The sequence below is a fragment of the Pandoraea pnomenusa genome, from assembly GCF_040391475.1.
GTDB classification, from domain to species: Bacteria; Pseudomonadota; Gammaproteobacteria; order Burkholderiales; family Burkholderiaceae; genus Pandoraea; species Pandoraea pnomenusa_C.
Genome location: NZ_JBEBXS010000003.1, coordinates 201,962 through 218,021, shown reverse-complemented (window position 1 = coordinate 218,021; position 16,060 = coordinate 201,962). Strand labels below are relative to the sequence as shown.

At 62.8% G+C, this 16,060-nt stretch carries 14 protein-coding genes and 1 other RNA gene; 10 read left to right on the top strand and 5 right to left on the bottom strand.

Annotation, left to right across the window (positions count from 1 at the left end; all coding sequences use genetic code 11):
• Window positions 1–158: 158 nt before the first annotated feature.
• The 5 genes from ABWO90_RS05150 to ABWO90_RS05130 all read left to right on the top strand — a co-directional run bounded on the left by ABWO90_RS05150 (window position 159) and on the right by ABWO90_RS05130 (window position 6,759).
• Window positions 159–1,823: a hypothetical protein gene (locus ABWO90_RS05150; protein WP_353190124.1), complete on the top strand. Its 1,665-nt coding sequence runs from the start codon at window positions 159–161 to the stop codon at window positions 1,821–1,823.
• A gap of 362 nt (window positions 1,824–2,185) precedes the next feature.
• The gene (locus ABWO90_RS05145) at window positions 2,186–2,908 is read left to right on the top strand and encodes a gluconate 2-dehydrogenase subunit 3 family protein (RefSeq protein WP_353190123.1); all 723 of its coding nucleotides are present in this window, start codon (window positions 2,186–2,188) and stop codon (window positions 2,906–2,908) included.
• Between the two features lie 3 nt (window positions 2,909–2,911).
• Window positions 2,912–4,687, top strand: a complete 1,776-nt coding sequence (locus ABWO90_RS05140; protein WP_353190122.1) for a GMC family oxidoreductase — start codon at window positions 2,912–2,914, stop codon at window positions 4,685–4,687.
• Between the two features lie 11 nt (window positions 4,688–4,698).
• On the top strand, window positions 4,699–6,102 hold the full coding sequence (locus ABWO90_RS05135; protein ID WP_502922543.1) for a c-type cytochrome: 1,404 nt from the start codon (window positions 4,699–4,701) through the stop codon (window positions 6,100–6,102).
• A gap of 189 nt (window positions 6,103–6,291) precedes the next feature.
• Window positions 6,292–6,759, top strand: coding sequence for a hypothetical protein (locus ABWO90_RS05130; protein WP_353190121.1), 468 nt, complete (start codon window positions 6,292–6,294; stop codon window positions 6,757–6,759).
• A 30-nt stretch (window positions 6,760–6,789) separates the two neighbouring features.
• Here the strand turns inward: ABWO90_RS05130 and ABWO90_RS05125 are convergent, their stop codons facing one another.
• Window positions 6,790–8,079 carry an MFS transporter gene (locus tag ABWO90_RS05125; protein WP_353190120.1) on the bottom strand — a complete coding sequence of 430 codons (1,290 nt, stop codon included), beginning with the start codon at window positions 8,077–8,079 and terminating at the stop codon, window positions 6,790–6,792.
• A 79-nt stretch (window positions 8,080–8,158) separates the two neighbouring features.
• On the bottom strand, window positions 8,159–9,058 hold the full coding sequence (locus ABWO90_RS05120) for a LysR substrate-binding domain-containing protein (RefSeq protein ID WP_353190119.1): 900 nt from the start codon (window positions 9,056–9,058) through the stop codon (window positions 8,159–8,161).
• Window positions 9,059–9,398: 340 nt separating this feature from the next.
• Here ABWO90_RS05120 and ABWO90_RS05115 point away from each other — a divergent pair, with 340 nt between their 5' ends.
• On the top strand, window positions 9,399–9,998 hold the full coding sequence (locus ABWO90_RS05115) for a LysE family translocator (protein WP_353190118.1): 600 nt from the start codon (window positions 9,399–9,401) through the stop codon (window positions 9,996–9,998).
• 100 nt (window positions 9,999–10,098) lie between these two features.
• Window positions 10,099–11,178 carry a linear amide C-N hydrolase gene (locus ABWO90_RS05110; RefSeq protein ID WP_353190117.1) on the top strand — a complete coding sequence of 360 codons (1,080 nt, stop codon included), beginning with the start codon at window positions 10,099–10,101 and terminating at the stop codon, window positions 11,176–11,178.
• Between the two features lie 94 nt (window positions 11,179–11,272).
• Here ABWO90_RS05110 and ABWO90_RS05105 read toward each other — a convergent pair whose 3' ends face one another.
• On the bottom strand, window positions 11,273–12,013 hold the full coding sequence (locus ABWO90_RS05105; protein WP_353190116.1) for a hypothetical protein: 741 nt from the start codon (window positions 12,011–12,013) through the stop codon (window positions 11,273–11,275).
• Between the two features lie 189 nt (window positions 12,014–12,202).
• Between ABWO90_RS05105 and ABWO90_RS05100 the strand changes: the two genes are divergently transcribed.
• Both ABWO90_RS05100 and ABWO90_RS05095 read left to right on the top strand, forming a co-directional pair.
• The gene (locus ABWO90_RS05100; protein WP_353190115.1) at window positions 12,203–12,961 is read left to right on the top strand and encodes a COG4705 family protein; all 759 of its coding nucleotides are present in this window, start codon (window positions 12,203–12,205) and stop codon (window positions 12,959–12,961) included.
• A 162-nt stretch (window positions 12,962–13,123) separates the two neighbouring features.
• Window positions 13,124–13,978 (top strand): GNAT family N-acetyltransferase, encoded by an 855-nt coding sequence (locus tag ABWO90_RS05095; protein ID WP_353190114.1) that lies wholly within the window; start codon window positions 13,124–13,126, stop codon window positions 13,976–13,978.
• Between the two features lie 60 nt (window positions 13,979–14,038).
• On the opposite strand, the gene ABWO90_RS05090 is transcribed toward ABWO90_RS05095, so the two are convergent.
• Window positions 14,039–14,581 carry a hypothetical protein gene (locus ABWO90_RS05090; RefSeq protein WP_353190113.1) on the bottom strand — a complete coding sequence of 181 codons (543 nt, stop codon included), beginning with the start codon at window positions 14,579–14,581 and terminating at the stop codon, window positions 14,039–14,041.
• A gap of 324 nt (window positions 14,582–14,905) precedes the next feature.
• On the opposite strand from ABWO90_RS05090, the gene ABWO90_RS05085 reads away from it, so the two are divergent.
• The gene (locus tag ABWO90_RS05085) at window positions 14,906–15,586 is read left to right on the top strand and encodes an ankyrin repeat domain-containing protein (RefSeq protein ID WP_353190112.1); all 681 of its coding nucleotides are present in this window, start codon (window positions 14,906–14,908) and stop codon (window positions 15,584–15,586) included.
• Window positions 15,587–15,681: 95 nt separating this feature from the next.
• Here ABWO90_RS05085 and ssrA read toward each other — a convergent pair.
• Window positions 15,682–16,053, bottom strand: a transfer-messenger RNA (tmRNA) gene (gene ssrA, locus ABWO90_RS05080).
• Between the last annotated feature and the right edge of the window lie 7 nt (window positions 16,054–16,060).

Sequence of the window (16,060 nt, the reverse complement as noted above, 5' to 3'; positions counted from 1 at the left end):
GCAGGCACAGGCCCCTTACGCGTTTTGCGTGCAGGGAATGCATGAGCCTGTGCCACAAAACGAAGCCGTCCCCCACAATCGACATCGCACTGCTGCAATCCCCACTAGTCTCCCTGCGGCTGAAGACCGTCCGGTCTGGCAACAAGGAGATTGTTCAAATGGGAATTGCACGACTATTTTCCTCGGGTGTCTGTGAGCCTGTGGTGCTGCGAAACCTCGTGGCGAAGTCGCCGGAGAGGCACGACAGTTTCGGCAGCGATTTCGAACGGCTGGGGGCCATGCCGAACGTTGCGGGGCGCGCGTGGCGCGTGTACCCCGAGCGCACCCGACTCGAAATCTCGGGGACCTCGCAAATTTCGTTCAACGCATGGCTGATCGAATCCAGCAACGACATCCGTGACGCGCATGAGTTGATCGCCACCTCGCAGGAGGTGCGCGAAGCGCTGGCAAACTGGCGTAATTCATACCTCGTCGCCGCGAACGTCGAACGAAAATTCGAGACCGGGCGATTCGATGTGCTCAGGGCAGTCGGCACGGGACAGACGCCATGCGACGAGGCCCATGTGCGCGATTACCCGATGGCTCCCTACGAGGTGCAGGCCGGTGCGATTCGGGCGCTTGACGATATCGTCAAGCGCGGGGATGCAGAAATCGAACGCGCACCGGATGCCCGGCATGCCCTGCCGGCCGTCATGTCGCAAGTGGGCGTCGACAAGCTTTGTCACGCCATGTATGCGTTGACGGACAGGTCGTTGAGCAACAAGCTCACGCAGATCAAGTACGATCGCCGTGACCTGTTCCTGCTCAACGACATGACGCGCGAAGCGGAGAAAGAGCGATCCAAAGACGGCGCGAACGTGCCATTACGGCTCGCGTTCCGCGGAGATCGATGCGTGCTAAAGCCAGCGAAATCTCGCTCGTGGCTGACGGCGGAGAAGCTGCGTGCGCAGCGCGAAGCCGCCAATCTGGCGATGTTGATCGGGCTGCCGCCCGGCACTCGCGTCACGCTCGACACACTTAATGCGCGAGGGTTCGGTCGCTATGAGAGCACGGTCGTGCTCAATGATGCGAAGTCCGACTTCGTGCCGCCGGGAAACGGTGCGTCGTGGCTGTTCAATCGTATCCGCGACATGGAGCGCAGCGCCCAGCGGGCAACCGATCTACTTTCCGAATTGCAGACTCGCTCGTCCGAAGCTGCGGCGCGCGAGCGCAGCGTGCCGCACGGACTCGTCGACGGTGATGATGCGGACAGCCTCTCGGCGCAGTCAACGGACCTGGACGCAAACCTGACGTCGGTCAAGCGACTGGCGAGCGTCGAGGAGGAGACCTCGTTCCGACGCGAAGGGGCGGTTGACGAGGCCGCTTCGGTCTCCGTGTCTGATGCGACGCCTGCGCGAGGCGCTTTCCAGGAAGACGGCCGCAGACCTTCGATGACACGTTCGCCGACGGTCACCTTCGGGCCGGAGCGCGTGACGCGTGCGCATCGACAAACGCAGTTCGAGGTTATCGCGGAAGTCAACGAAGACAACGTGGAGGAGGCGCCAGTGTCATCGGCTTCGCCTCACGAACCCCGGCGCATGCGTGACGATTCCGGCGCGCGAGTGGTCGGAGGGCGGCCGCACCGTGATGCATTCGATGGGGCCGATGGACGCATCCAGTCGCTTGCCGACGCCGAGATCGAGCGCGTCATCGAATGGAGCGGGGCCAATCGGCACAAACGCGTGAGTCCCTCCGCTGCGCTACCCCCGGTGCTGTCGCGCAAGTGGCAGGCGCCGCCGCCTCCGCCGTTGCCGAAGTCGCCACCGCCAGTCGACGAGTCGTAACCAGACATCGGGCCGCCACCGTTCAACGGGGCGGCCCGATTTCTTCATCAATGCATGCGCGTCGCCCGGACGGTGTCTCGCGAAGGCCTTCCGGCCGTCCGGTATGCCCCGCATGTTCTGCGGTGCGAAACGTTGCGTGCGCGCGTAATAGTAAATATTTTAATTATCTGCAAGCCTTTTTAATCAATATGTTGCGTGATTTGCGCAACAATCTCTTGCTTTGCCATGTAGGGAGCTTGTCAGTAGAATGGCCGCGTTAAATGCGCTACGCGAGGTGAATAGCCTGTCAGGTTTTCCTCACGCATGGCGAGCCACCGCTTGACTGTCATGCGTGATTCGTCCCCCCAAAAACGGAGAACTCCATGTCACAGGACAAGGAACCGCGCCGGCGCTTTTTGCGCCAGGTGCTGGCGATCGTGCCTGCCACGACTCTCGCCACCGGTGCGACGCTTACGCAGTCCGCCTGTAGCAGCGACAACGCCGCTGCCCCCGCCGCTTCGACCAAGACCTACGAGCCCAAGTACTTCACTGCTGACGAATGGCGTTTCGTGAGTGCGGCCGTCGATCGTCTCATTCCCGCCGACGACCTCGGTCCGGGTGCCTTGCAGGCCGATGTGCCGCAGTTCATCGATCGTCAGATGGAAACGCCTTTCGGCTACGGCAAGCTCTGGTACATGCAGGGGCCGTTCCATACCGATCAGCCGCCCGAGATGGGCTATCAGCTCAGCCTTGTGCCGCGCGACATCTATCGCCACGGCATTGCGGCCTGCGACGCGTACTGCAAGAAGCAGTACAACAAGGCGTTCGCCGATCTCGACCACGCCACGCAGGAAGCCGTGCTCGGCGATCTGGAGCACGCGAAGATCGAATTCGACAGCGTGCCCGCGCGCACGTTCTTCTCCTACCTGCTCGCCAACACCAAGGAAGGTTTCCTGTCGGATCCGATTCACGGCGGCAACAAGGATATGGTCGGCTGGAAGCTGGTGGGATTCCCCGGTGCCCGCGCCGACTTCATGGACTGGGTGGACCAGCACAACGTCAAGTACCCGTATGGGCCTGTGTCGATTTCCGGAAAGCGGGGCTAATCCATGGCAATCAAGAAAGACAAGGTCGATGCCGTCATCGTGGGCTTCGGCTGGACCGGGGCGATCCTCGGCCAGGAACTCACCGATGCAGGGCTGAACGTGGTGGCACTCGAGCGTGGCGCCATGCGCGATACGCCGACGGATGCGCAGTACCCCAAGGTCATCGACGAACTCGAATACTCGGTGCGCGGCAAGCTGTTTCAGGAACTGGCGCGTGAGACCGTCACGATTCGTCATACGCCGGACGATCTCGCCGTGCCGTACCGTCAGAACGGTTCGTTCCTGCTGGGCAACGGCGTAGGCGGCGCAGGCTTCCACTGGAACGGCATGCACTACCGGATCCTGCCCGAAGAGCTCAAGCTGCGCAGCCACTACGAAGAGCGCTACGGCAAGAAGTTCATCCCCGAGGGCATGACGATTCAGGACTTCGGCGTGAGCTACGAAGAGCTGGAGCCGCACTTCGATTTCGCCGAGAAGGTGTTCGGCACGTCGGGTACGGCCGGCAACCTGAACGGCAAGATCATGCCTGGCGGCAACCCGCGCGAAGGGGTGCGTTCCAGCGAATACCCGACGCCCGCGCTGCAGAACACCTTCGGCGCCGCGCTGTTCGAGAAGGCAGCGCGCGAAGTCGGCTTCAACCCGTATCCCGCGCCGGCGGCCAATACCTCCCAGCCTTACACGAACCCGTACGGCGTGCGCCTCGGGCCGTGCAACTTCTGCGGCTTCTGCGAGAACTACGGCTGCTACATGTATTCGAAGGCCTCGCCGCAGACGACCATCATGCCGGTGCTGCTCAAGAAGCCCAACTTCGAGTTGCGTCCGCATTCGTATGTCGTCAAGGTCAATCTCGACAGCGACGGCAAGAAGGCCACGGGTGTGACCTACATCGACGCGCAGGGGCGCGAAGTCGAGCAACCGGCCGACATCGTGATTCTGGCGGCGTATCAGATGCACAACGTGCGACTGCTGCTGCTCTCGGGCATCGGCAAGCCGTATGACCCGAAGACGGGCGAGGGTGTCGTCGGCAAGAACTACGCGTACCAGATGAACGGTGCCGTGAACGTGCTGCTGCCCAAGGGCACGCAACTCAATCCGTTCATCGGCACGGGCGCCGGCGGCGTGTCGATGGACGACCTGAACGGCGACCAGTTCGATCACGGTCCGCTGGGCTTCATTGGCGGCGCGAGTATTCGTCACGTGCGCTATGGCGGCCGTCCGATCAAGATGACGCCGACGGTGCCGGGCACACCCGCCTGGGGCAGCAAGTGGAAGGCGGGCATCGCCGACGCGTATCAGCGCTACATGACCATCGGCATTTCCGGCTCGGTGATGTCGTACCGCGACGCGTGCCTCGATCTCGATCCGACGTACAAGGACGCCTACGGCGTGCCGCTGTTGCGCATGACCTTCGACTGGCACGACAACGAGTACAACATGCTCGGCTACATGGGCGACCGCATGGAGGAAGTCGGCAAGGCGATGAATCCGGAGAAGGTGTTCCGCGCGATTCGCAAGAAGGGCACGCGTTACGACACGCGGATCTACCAGAGCACGCACACGACCGGGGGCGCCATCATGGGCACGAACCCGTCGAACAGCGTGGTCAACAAGTATCTGCAGAGTTGGGACGTGTCCAACGTGTTCGTGATGGGCGCTTCGGCGTTTCCGCAGAACATGGGCTACAACCCCACCGGTGTGGTGGCGGCGTTGGCGTACTGGTCGGCGAAGGCGATTCGCGAACAGTACCTCAAGGACGCTGGCCCGCTGGTGCAGGCTTGAGGAGCGCAACCATGATCCGCAAAACGATGATGAAACGCTCCGCCGTGGCTCTCGCTGCCGGCGCGCTCACCGTGGCGGCCGTGGCGGTGTGGGCACAGAATGCCACGCCGCCCGCCACGCCTGCCGTGACCCCGGTGCCCACGCCGTCGGTGACGGCCTCTGCCGTGACGGCCGCAGGGACTCCGACGCCCGCTGCCAACGATCCGCAGGCGCAACTCGTGAAGCAGGGCGAGTACCTCGCGCGCGTGGCCGATTGTGCGGCGTGTCACACGGCGCCCAAGGGCCAGCCGTTCGCGGGTGGATTGCCGATTGCGTCGCCCATCGGCACGATCTACTCGACGAACATCACGCCGGACAAGGACACCGGCATCGGCAACTACAGCCTCGAAGACTTCGATCGGGCCGTGCGTCACGGTATCGCGAAGAACGGCTCGACGCTGTATCCGGCCATGCCGTACACCTCGTATGCGAAGGTGCGTCCGGCCGACGTCAAGGCGCTGTATGCCTACTTCATGAATGGCGTGCAGCCGGTCGCGCAGGCGAACAAGGCGACGGAGATTCCGTGGCCGATGTCGATGCGCTGGCCGTTGTCGATCTGGCGCAAGATGTTTGCACCGGCAGTCGTGGCCGATGCTGCATCGACCGACAACGATCCGATCGCACGCGGACGTTATCTCGTCGAAGGGCTGGGCCATTGCAGTGCGTGCCACACGCCACGCGGTTTCGCGTTGCAGGAAAAAGCGCTCACCGACGACAGCACCGCGTTCCTCTCGGGCGGCGTGGTCGACAACTTCCTGGCGAAGAACCTGCGCGGCGATGTGACCGACGGTCTGGGCAACTGGACCGAAGGCGACATCACGGCGTTCCTCAAGGGCGGGCGCAACGACCATTCCGCAGCCTTCGGCGGCATGTCGGACGTGGTGCAGCATAGCGCCCAGCACATGAGCGACGACGACCTCGCGGCCATTGCCAAGTACCTGAAGACGTTGAAGCCGGTCGACCCGAACGCCAAGGCGCTCGCCTACGACGAGACGGTGGCCAAGGCGTTGCGCACGGGCACCGACAAGAGTAACGGTGCGCTCACGTTCCTCGACAACTGTGCCGCATGTCACCGCAGCACGGGCAAGGGTTACACGCAGACGTTCCCGACGCTGGCGTTGAGCTCGACGGTGAACTCGGCCGATCCGACCTCGCTCATCCACATTGTGCTGCGCGGTGGGGAGATGCCGTGGACGAAGTCGGCACCGACGCACTACGCGATGCCGGGCTTCGACGACCGCCTGACCGATCAGGACGTGGCGGACGTGCTGACCTTCGTGCGCTCGAGCTGGGGCAACAAGGCGCCGGCAGTCACGGCGGCGCAAGTGGCCAAGGTGCGCAAGGACGTTGGCGCGGCACCGCAGCCGCAACGGTAAGCCGTGCCGTAGGGGGCGGAGCCGGCCGTCGGTGCAAACCGGCGCGCAGGCGCCGTCTGTGGTGAAATGAAGCCCCGCCGGGCCGTTCCGCTGGCGGGGCTTCGTGGTTCGTGGGGCCGGCGTTCGGCGCGACGTCAGCACGTTGTTAACGTGATGGCCCATGAACGGTAGTGACGTAGGGAGGCCGACGTGCCATTCATTCTTCTGGCGCTCGTCGTGTTGGCGGGCATTGTGTACGGTGCGATACGCTTGTATGCCGCAGTCGCGTTGCGCTTCGGCACCCTCGCCGCCATCGCAACGATTGTGGTGTGCGTGTTGATCGTCGTGTGGCTGGCCGCCGATGCGTTGCGCCGCTATCGTGCGGTGCATGGCGTGCGCCGCGACGGCAAGCGCATGGTGAGCGTCTCGGGCGCCTGGGGCGAACTCGCGCTCGATGCCGATCGCAAGATGGGCTCGATCCGTGTGGACGATCACGAGACACGCTTCGTGTTCTCCGACGTGACATCGGCCCACCCGGTGAACGACGACGGACGGTGGGCGCTCGTCATGACGCTTGCCCACAACGCCCGCGCCGACTGGCGTGTGCCGATGCCGAACCGTTCGTTGGCACAACGGTGGACGAAGATTTTCCGTCTGGCCAACGCCCACCGCCTGTAAGCCCGTGTTGCCCATTGCCGGGCGAGTGCGTCAGGCGCGAGCCGGTATCGGTTGCCGCATCGGCGGCACCACGCTCTCGTCGTCGATGGGGAAGTGCAGCGCGGCCGCAACCACGCCGAGGATCGCCGTCAGCGCCCAGACGAGGTTGTACGAGCCGGTCACGTCCAGCACATACCCGCCCAGCCATGCGCCGAGGAACGAGCCGACCTGATGGCTCATGAAGCACACGCCGAAGAGCGTGCCGAGGTGACGCATGCCGAACACCTTGGCGACCAGCCCACTCGTGAGCGGTACCGTGCCCAACCACGTCAAGCCCATGACGGCGGCGAAGATCACGACACTGGTGTCGGTCTTCGGCGACAGGAAGAAAAGAGCGATGGCCGCGCCCCGAATCAGATACAGCCAGCCGAGCACATGGTGCTGGCGATAGCGTCCGCCCAGCCAGCCGCACGCCCAACTCCCCAGCATGTTGAACAACCCGATCAGCGCGAGGGCCGTGGCGCCCAGACTGATCGGCATGTGGCACATCACCAGGTAGCCCGGCAGGTGGGTCGCAATGAACGCCAGTTGAAAGCCGCACGTGAAGAAGCCGAGCGTCAGCAGCTGATAGCCCCGGTGCGTGCGCGCCTGGAGGAGCACTTCGCGTAGCGAGACATGTTCGTTGTCGTTGGCCGCCGAAGCGGGCGAGGCCTCGACGGCGGCCTGTGCCCCGGATCGCCTGCCGCGTCGTTGTAACGTCATGAGCAAGCCGAGCGGTGCCGCGCAGCACAGGATCATCGCGAGCACGAAGAGCGACGTCGAGACGCCGTACGTCTGGCGCAGCATCTGCGCGACGGGCACGAGGGCGACCTGTCCGAGTGAGCCGCCTGCACTCACCAGCCCCATCGCCATCGTGCGCCTCTCGGGCGTGACGGCGCGACTCACCGCAGGCAGTACCACGCCGAACGTCGTGCAACTGATGCCGAGTCCGACCAGCACCCCCAGCCCGATCACAAGCCAGATGCCGGACGGTGCGAGTGCGGCCAGCGCGAGACCGGCGGCAAAGGCGAACGCGCCGAAGGCGACCACGGGGGCGGGGCCGTGACGGTCCGCCATTGCGCCTGCAAAGGGCTGCGCGAAGCCCCACACGAGGTTGTGCAACGCGATGGCGAAGGCCACGAGCGTGACCGGCACGCCGCGGTCGTAGGAAAACGGGTTGATGAACAGACCGAAGGTCTGGCGGGTGCCCATCGCAGCGCTCAGCACGAGCGCACCGGCAAGAATGATCAGGGTGACGCGGCCTTGCAGCGAGGGCGAAGCGGGAACGGCAGTATTCGTCATGGTGATGAGTCCTCCTCACCGAAGTCTGGCAACGAAACGACCGTGTGGCAAAGGAGTTGTATGTTCAGTCGGGTGAATTCTATTCACCTTGATGGACGCTCGCCTGTTCGATGACCCAGTCGCGGAACGCCACACATTCCGGGTGCGGTTCGATGTCTCGGGCGCAGATCAGCCAGTAGGCCCCCTGCGACGGCGTGGTGCTCTCATGTGCCGGTACGAGGGCGCCGTTGCCGAGATATTCGTCGACCAGCGGGCGGCGTCCGATGACGACGCCCAGGCCGCTCACGGCCGCCTCGAAGGCGAGCTGGATGCTGTCGAAGCTCAGGCCGCCCCGGGTGTCGAAGTCGTCGACGCCGGCGCCTTCCGCCCAGACCTGCCAGTCTTCACTGGCACTGCTCACATGAATGCGCGATGCGGCGCGCAGGTCGAGATTGCCGTCGGCGTCCGCGTGCATGGCCAGATACGCCGGGCTGCACACCGGCAGGAATCGTTCGCCGAACAACCGGTGCCACGTGTCGCTCGCCACAGGCGCGCGCGAGAGGCGAATCGCGAAGTCGAAGCCATCGGCCGGAAAGCCGACCTGACGGCGCGAAGTGTCGACCGTAATATCCACGCCCGGCATCTGGTGGACGAAATTCGCGAGGCGTGGCAGCAGCCAGCGCGAGGCGAGCGTGGGGGCACAGGTGATGGCGATGGCACGTGAGGCGTCGGGGGTAGGGAGGCGTCGCGTGCCGGTCAGCAGCAGCGAGAAGGCTTCCGTCACGTAGGCGAGATAGTCCACGCCTTCGGGGGTGAGTGTCAGGCCTTGCGGCGAGCGCGTGAACAGCGCGACGCCGAGCGTCTGCTCCAGTCCGACAATGCCGTGGCTGACGGCACTCGGCGTGAGATGCAGTTCGGCGGCGGCACGTTTGAAGCTCTGGTGGCGTCCGGCGGATTCGAACAGACGCAGGGCAGACAGCGGTGGCAGACGGGGCGGCATCGGGGGCGATCTCGGTCGGTCGGTGAGCCGTCGTCGGCGATGCTTCGGCGAACCGTGAACGATCGGTGTGTGATCGCCGGGAGGGCATCGGCATGACGGCTACGTTCGGATGGCATCGATTCTCGCACGACGCCGGTGCCGACGTCGTGGCGCGCGCTACGCGTCACGCTTGAGTTGCCACGAGAAGCCCAACTGTCATGGTTCCCGGCCGGTACAGGCCTGTGCGGAATCGGCGAACTGTACCGGGCCTCGGGCGGTGCGCTTGTCTATGCTTGGGGGCCGCGCATCGGCAAGTGGCTGCACGAGGGCTGCACCGGCGCGGGTTTTCCGGATTTTGAACATGACGACTGAACAACTGCTGGCCTTCTGCGCCTTCGCGGTCATCACGCTGGTGACCCCTGGGCCAAACAACATGATGGTCCTCGCTTCGGGCCTGAACTACGGCTTCGTGCGCACCTTGCCGCATCTGGCGGGCATCGCCTTCGGCTTTGCGTTGATGGTGTTTCTGACGGGGGCCGGGCTGCATTCGGTTTTCGTGAAATTCCCGTTGATCCACACGGTGCTCAAGTACGTGGGGGCGGCGTATCTGCTGTGGTTGGCCTGGCATCTCGCACGTTCCGGTCCGATGGACGACGAGCGCCGCGGGCGTGAGCGGCCGATGGGGTTCATCGGTGCTGCCGCCTTCCAGTGGGTCAACCCGAAAGCGTGGGTGATGGGCGTGGGGGCGATCAGTACCTACTTGCCGAAGGCGTCGCATCTGCCGGACGTGGCGCTGCTCGCGCTGATCTTCGGCATCCTGGGTGCGCCGTGCATTGGTTTGTGGGCAGGGTTCGGCGTGGCGATGCGTCGAGTGCTCACGGACGCGCGTTCGGTGCGCATCTTCAACGGTGTGGCGGCGGCCTTGCTCGTGGCGTCGCTCTATCCGATTCTGATCGATTGATGTTGTGATCGGAGGCATTGACGCCGCGCACGTCGGGGAAGGACTCCCTCGTTATACTGACGATTCCTGCGGACTCTTCCCCCCAACGTGAGGTATCGCCATGCCCCGCAAGTTCGTCAAGACCCTGCCCTGTCTGGTCGCTGCCGCGACGCTCGCCTTTTCCCCGCTGTCCGCGCTTGCCTGCACTCGTGTCGTGTATCTGGGTGCGAACGACGACGTCATTACGGCGCGCTCCATGGACTGGAAGCTCGACGTCGCGACCAACCTGTATGTGCTGCCGCGCGGCATCGCCCGCAACGGTGAGGCCGGCCCCAACTCGATTCGCTGGACGGCCAAGTACGGTAGCGTGGTGGCGACCGGGTATGACGTGTCGACGACCGACGGCGTCAACGAAAAGGGGCTCTCCGCGCAACTGTTGTGGCTGGTGGAGTCGCAGTATCCGAAGTTCGATCAGAAGGCCCGGCCGGGGCTGACGATTGCGGCCTGGGCGCAGTACGTGCTGGACAACTTCGCGACGGTGGCCGAGGCAGTGGCGGCGCTGGAGAAGGAGCCGTTCACCGTGGTGACGGCCAACGTGCCGGGCGAGGATCGTCTCACCACGCTGCATTTGTCAATGTCGGACAAGTCGGGCGACAGCGCCATCGTGGAGTACATCAACGGACGGCAGGTGATTCATCACGGCAAGCAGTACCAGGTGATGACCAACTCGCCGACATTCGACGAACAGCTCGCGTTGAATACCTACTGGCAACAGATCGGCGGCACGACCTTCCTGCCCGGCACGAATCGCGCGTCGGATCGCTTTGCGCGGGCGTCGTTCTATGTCAATGCGATTCCGAAGAGCGAAGACCCGGTCGAGGCGTTGGCGAGCGTGTTCGGCGTGATTCGCAACGCGTCGGTGCCGTTCGGGATCACCACGCCCGACCAGCCGAACATCTCTTCGACGCGCTGGCGTACCGTCGTCGATCACAAGCGCATGCTGTACTTCTTCGAGTCGGCGCTCACGCCGAACACGTTCTGGGTGGATCTGAAGAAGGTCGATTTCTCGGCGGGGGCGCAGGTCTTGCGGCTGGATCTCGGCAAGGATCAGCGCAATACGTTCAGCGGTGAAGTCTCGGGCCAGTTCAAGGCCGCGCCGCCGTTCCCGTTCCTCGGTCTGCAGGGCGCAAAGGCAGGGTAAGGCGCTGTGAGGGGCCGCTCGGGCGCAGCATGTCGCCGGAGCGATCTCTCTGCCGTAGGTGCAGGTGAGGCGGCCGATGTCGGCAGTGGCGGGGTTATCGCGCCGCCTTGTCGAACGACACGCCCGCGCCGATGCTGTCGATCAGGGCAACGACGGCAGACGGGCCGCCATGCGTCGTCATCCACTGGCTCGTGCGACAGGCCGCCTTGGCGTAGAGCTGACGGTCTGTCAGCGCCGTACGATTCCATTCGAACATGCCCGACGGTAGCGACGCGGCGGAAACGTCGACGAGGCAACGGTTCGCCTGATCGGCCGGCGCGAGGTAGCGCAGATCGTCGGACGACAACATCGCGATGCCTTCGTTGAACCAGATCGGCACCGCGCCCGTCGCGAAGGCCCACAGGCCGATGCGATGGTGCAGCTCGTTCATCGAGAGTTCGTGCGCGGCAATCGTGACGTTCGTGCCGCGTGGCGACAGGACAGCAACGCGATCGTACAGCGACATCCCGCGGCGCTTTCCACCCCCCAACCGGCGGAAGCATGCCTCATCCGAACACACCAGAACGCGCGGCGATGCCTGAAGCGGTCCCCAGAAGCCGTTCAACAGCGTGCGCGACGACTCGACGGTTTGGATGATCGCGGTGCGTTCGTGCTCGCCGATGTCCTTCTGCACATAAATGCCGGCCGCGGCCTCTTCCAGGCCGTAGCACCCGGGACACGCGGCGGCGGCCGACGAGGGGAGTGCGTACACGAGTCCTGCGATGCCGATGCCGACGGTGGCAAGCAATCCGGCGACGGCAATTTTCAGACGCTTCTTGTTGCGTTTTGAGGGCATTCGAGGCCGTGAATCGGGAGGATCAGGGGCTGATTGTCGCCATTTCCCGCGTCGGCGCCAATGAAAATGTGAATGTGCCGCGATGATGCCTGACCTATGTGGCAACTAAGTGTGGCGCGCGAAACTTAACTTGTTATCAAAGTGGCCCTGACGTGGTGTCAGGGCCAACTTCAATGGGAAGGTTTCGTCATGAACGAACACGTCAAGCAGACGCTTAGCAAGGTGCCCGAGGTCACCCTGATGTTTTGGGTGGTCAAGATCGCGGCGACGACGTTGGGAGAAACCGGCGGCGATGCCGTCTCCATGTCGATGAATCTCGGTTATCTCGTCGGGACGGCCATTTTCGCGGTGATCTTCGCGATCGCGGTGACGGCGCAGATCCGCGCGAAGGCGTTCCATCCGATGCTTTACTGGGCGACGATCATTGCGACGACGACAGTGGGCACGACGCTGGCGGATTTTGCCGACAGGTCGTTGGGCATCGGTTACGCGGGTGGATCGGCGATTCTGCTGGCCTTGTTGATGGCGTCGCTGTGGATCTGGTATCGGGCGACGGGTTCCGTGTCGGTGAACTCGATCACGACGCCCAAGGCGGAAGCGTTCTACTGGATCACCATCATGTTTTCGCAGACGCTGGGGACCGCGCTGGGCGACTGGACGGCCGACACCGCAGGGTTGGGCTACACCGGCGCGGCGGTGGTGTTCGGTGCGCTGTTGCTGGTGATCGTCGCTGCATACTTCTGGACGCGTCTGCCGCGCACGTTGCTGTTCTGGGCGGCGTTCATTCTGACGCGTCCGTTGGGCGCTGTCGTTGGCGACTTTCTCGACAAGCCGGTGAGCGCCGGCGGACTGGCGTTGAGCCGCTACTCGGCATCGTTCGCACTGCTGGCGTTTATCCTGACGAGCTTGCTGCTGGTGCGTCAGCGGGCGGCGGCGAAGGCGCATTGAGCGGTTTGCGCGCTGGTTGATGTTGGAAATGAAAACGGGCCTTCGCGGCCCGTTGTCTTTTTGTCGCTTCCGTCAGTGGTTTGGGGGTGTCGTTGATGGCCGTGGTAGCGGTCCTCTGATGGTAAATTGCGAGACTCCGCACTATCTCGGATCGCCATTCCCATGATTCTGACTGGATTTGAAGTCGCGCATGCGCTGGAGTTTGTCGAGGCGTCGCATCTGGCCCGGCAGGTAGCAATGTTTCGGAGTCTGACCCAACGTGATGACGCGTATGCGCTGAACGTGTGTGGTGGGATGGCTGCACTCACGGATCGCGTGTTCGGCCGAAAGCTGAATCATGTGACGGGGCTGGGCATGGGGGCGACGGTCGACGCGGAGGCGATCCGGCAGCTTGAGGACGCTTATCATGTGCGCGCGCTGGACGTTGAAATCGACGTCTGCCCGCATGCCGACCCCTCGACGCTGGCCGTCCTGTCTGCACGCGGATATACGGTGAACGCATTCAGCAATACCTACGTTCGCGGGCTCGAGGGGGATGACGTTGATCTGCCACCGCCGGACGGCGTCGAGATCGTGACCGACCGGTCGATCGTCGACGGTCTGTTTGTACCGAATTCGGTGGCGGCATTCGAAACGCAGGCAACGCCGCGACCGCGTGTGCTGCTCGAAACGCTCGCGAAGATCGCACTGGCGCGCACGGATACCACACGCTTTATCGCGCTGCTGGACGGACGCGTAGCGGGGACGGCCGGGGTGAGCGTTATCGATAGCCCGATGGGGAAGGTGGCACATCTATACATTGCCAGCACGCATCCGGCCTATCGTGGGCGTGGCGTTCAACTCGCACTGATTCGAGCGAGATTGGCGGCGGCGAGGGCGGCGGGATGCGTCATGGCAAGCGTGACCGCGCGTGCCCAGAACGTCAGCGCGCGAAATACCGAGCGGGCCGGGTTTGCACTTGCCTACACGAAGGCGACGTTTGCGAAACCGTATGCGAGACCGGTGGACGGGCGCTGATAAGCGGTTTGGCGAGGTGGATTACCTTCAGTTTTGCTGTCACTGCCAAGCGCTTTGACGTCAGTGGTCGGCGGGTTGGTCGTTTGGAAACGTTACGCCTTGTGGGGCCGAGTACGGTGCTCCGCTGCTGTCAAACCAATTGCCTTCGCGGTAATACTCCGGCATTTGCGGGTAGCAGACCAATAGCCCTTCAACCAGTTGTCGAAACGATAGTCCGAGGCGGGTTACCGTGCGGGTGGTGTCGATCCAGACGATTCGCCAGTCGTCACCGGCGTCGAAGCAGAACGCGTGACCTTGGGAGTCGAGTGCAAACATCCAAACGGGCCCGATGGCGGCTGGTGCGTCTAAGCTGTCTTCGTATATCAACGAATCTTTGAAATGTTCATTGTTCGCATCGACTGGCGCGGGGAGAAAAAAGTACGGGGTGAAATCATATTCATCGAACCAAGGCCCGTGCCCGACTTCGCTCATGAATCGCAAATAGTCTTTCGGAATACCGGCGAATCGGGCGTTGAGTGCCTCCACGTCAGATGCTTCCAGCGTTCTCAATCGCTCTAACAGCGGGATGCCTGTCGGCTGCAAATGCTTCAGATGTTCGTACATGAGGACTCAGCGAGGTCGGAATTGCGTGGGAATGTACTTTGCGCGCCGCGTACGAAATCAAAGGCCAGTCGAGGCCAATGTTTTACTTGTTGCAGGATGGCCGGTCCAGCGCGCTTACAGAGTATGCTGCGATGTCGACCTGGGCGGCAAGACCGAGATCCACGGTTCAATGTGCCTCCCTGACTCCGTGCAATATGTTCAGCCTGCTGACACGGGTTGCGATAACAATGAAAAAAATATGGGGAATGGAATATGCACTTGCGTCGATGCGGTTTCTTGGTTCTTGTCGTTGTTCTGCTTTTCCCGATGTTTGCGAGTTGCGAGATGAAGGTCGCGGACGGCACGGTAAAGGACTACTTCGGAAACACAAAGGAAGCTGCATTGGCTCGCGCGTCAGCCGAAGGGAACGTGTCGGCAGTCAACCGACTGGTCAAGGAGGGTGCGAACGTCAACGCGGTCGGCGATAAGAACATGTCGCCTTTGGGGTGGGCGCTTTCGGCCAAGAGTGTGCCTGGAATGCGTGCCTTGCTGGAGGCAGGGGCAGATCCGAATCAACCGATCGGCCCTGAGCATGAAATTCATCTCGTCTGGTTGGCTGCCGGATTGGAGTCGCCGGATGTATTACGAGTCCTGCTCGCGTATAAGGGCGACCCGGATGCGAGACATGGAGGACTGTTGTTCAATGCGATGCGTCAGGCGGTTATGTATCCGGACAACATGAAGCTTCTGGTTGAGGCGAGAGCGGACGTCAACGCCAAGGATGAAGACGGTTTCGGTGTCGCTTTGATTGCAGCAAATCTTGGGCAATTTGGTGTCGTCGATTATTTGCTTGAGCACGGATACCGACTAGATCTCCCACTCCTTGCCTGGATTGTGAGCAATCGACGCGTCTCCCAAGATTTCCTCCCGAAACGGCAAAAAACAATAGACCTTCTCAAAAAGATGGGATTTGAAGCGCAACCGGGGAAGCCCCCCAAGATGGTGGGCATCACTCCGCTGCCGTAGCCGATCGGCGAGAACGCCGCAGAAACGAAAAACGGGCCCGAAGGCCCGTTTCTCTAGCGCGATGTGCAACCGCCTTTCGTCGACGGTCAGGTGTTTGGTGGAGCCGGCGGGGATCGAACCCGCGTCCGCAAGTACTCCACGACCAGTTCTACATACTTAGTTCTGTCATTTGATTTAACCGTTTTGTCGCGGACGAACACGCTACGCAACAGCGATCCACTAAATTTTCGACCTTGGCGTCGTGGCGCCGCCAAGGCTTAACTGACGTAAATGACCTCTGGCGGTATTGCTACCGGTCTTGCGACGCTAGTCCGTCAGTGAACTAGGCAGAGGACGGCGGCCCTTAGGCTGCCAGTGCGAACGTATCGTCGTTTGCAGTTACGTTTTTTCCCATTGATTAACGAGGTGACGGGTCCTCGGTATGCCCTGAATCGCTTCGCTACCCACGTCGAAACCATGTCGGCCCCGTGGAAT

Bases quoted from the DNA above. Each gene is read 5' to 3' on its own strand.
- ABWO90_RS05150 (WP_353190124.1), top strand. From the start codon at position 159: ATGGGAATTGCACGACTATTTTCCTCGGGTGTCTGTGAGCCTGTGGTG.
- ABWO90_RS05145 (WP_353190123.1), top strand. From the start codon at position 2,186: ATGTCACAGGACAAGGAACCGCGCCGGCGCTTTTTGCGCCAGGTGCTG.
- ABWO90_RS05140 (WP_353190122.1), top strand. From the start codon at position 2,912: ATGGCAATCAAGAAAGACAAGGTCGATGCCGTCATCGTGGGCTTCGGC.
- ABWO90_RS05135 (WP_502922543.1), top strand. From the start codon at position 4,699: ATGATCCGCAAAACGATGATGAAACGCTCCGCCGTGGCTCTCGCTGCC.
- ABWO90_RS05125 (WP_353190120.1), bottom strand. From the start codon at position 8,079: ATGACGAATACTGCCGTTCCCGCTTCGCCCTCGCTGCAAGGCCGCGTC.
- ABWO90_RS05120 (WP_353190119.1), bottom strand. From the start codon at position 9,058: ATGCCGCCCCGTCTGCCACCGCTGTCTGCCCTGCGTCTGTTCGAATCC.
- ABWO90_RS05115 (WP_353190118.1), top strand. From the start codon at position 9,399: ATGACGACTGAACAACTGCTGGCCTTCTGCGCCTTCGCGGTCATCACG.
- ABWO90_RS05110 (WP_353190117.1), top strand. From the start codon at position 10,099: ATGCCCCGCAAGTTCGTCAAGACCCTGCCCTGTCTGGTCGCTGCCGCG.
- ABWO90_RS05105 (WP_353190116.1), bottom strand. From the start codon at position 12,013: ATGCCCTCAAAACGCAACAAGAAGCGTCTGAAAATTGCCGTCGCCGGA.
- ABWO90_RS05100 (WP_353190115.1), top strand. From the start codon at position 12,203: ATGAACGAACACGTCAAGCAGACGCTTAGCAAGGTGCCCGAGGTCACC.
- ABWO90_RS05095 (WP_353190114.1), top strand. From the start codon at position 13,124: ATGATTCTGACTGGATTTGAAGTCGCGCATGCGCTGGAGTTTGTCGAG.
- ABWO90_RS05090 (WP_353190113.1), bottom strand. From the start codon at position 14,581: ATGTACGAACATCTGAAGCATTTGCAGCCGACAGGCATCCCGCTGTTA.
- ABWO90_RS05085 (WP_353190112.1), top strand. From the start codon at position 14,906: ATGAAGGTCGCGGACGGCACGGTAAAGGACTACTTCGGAAACACAAAG.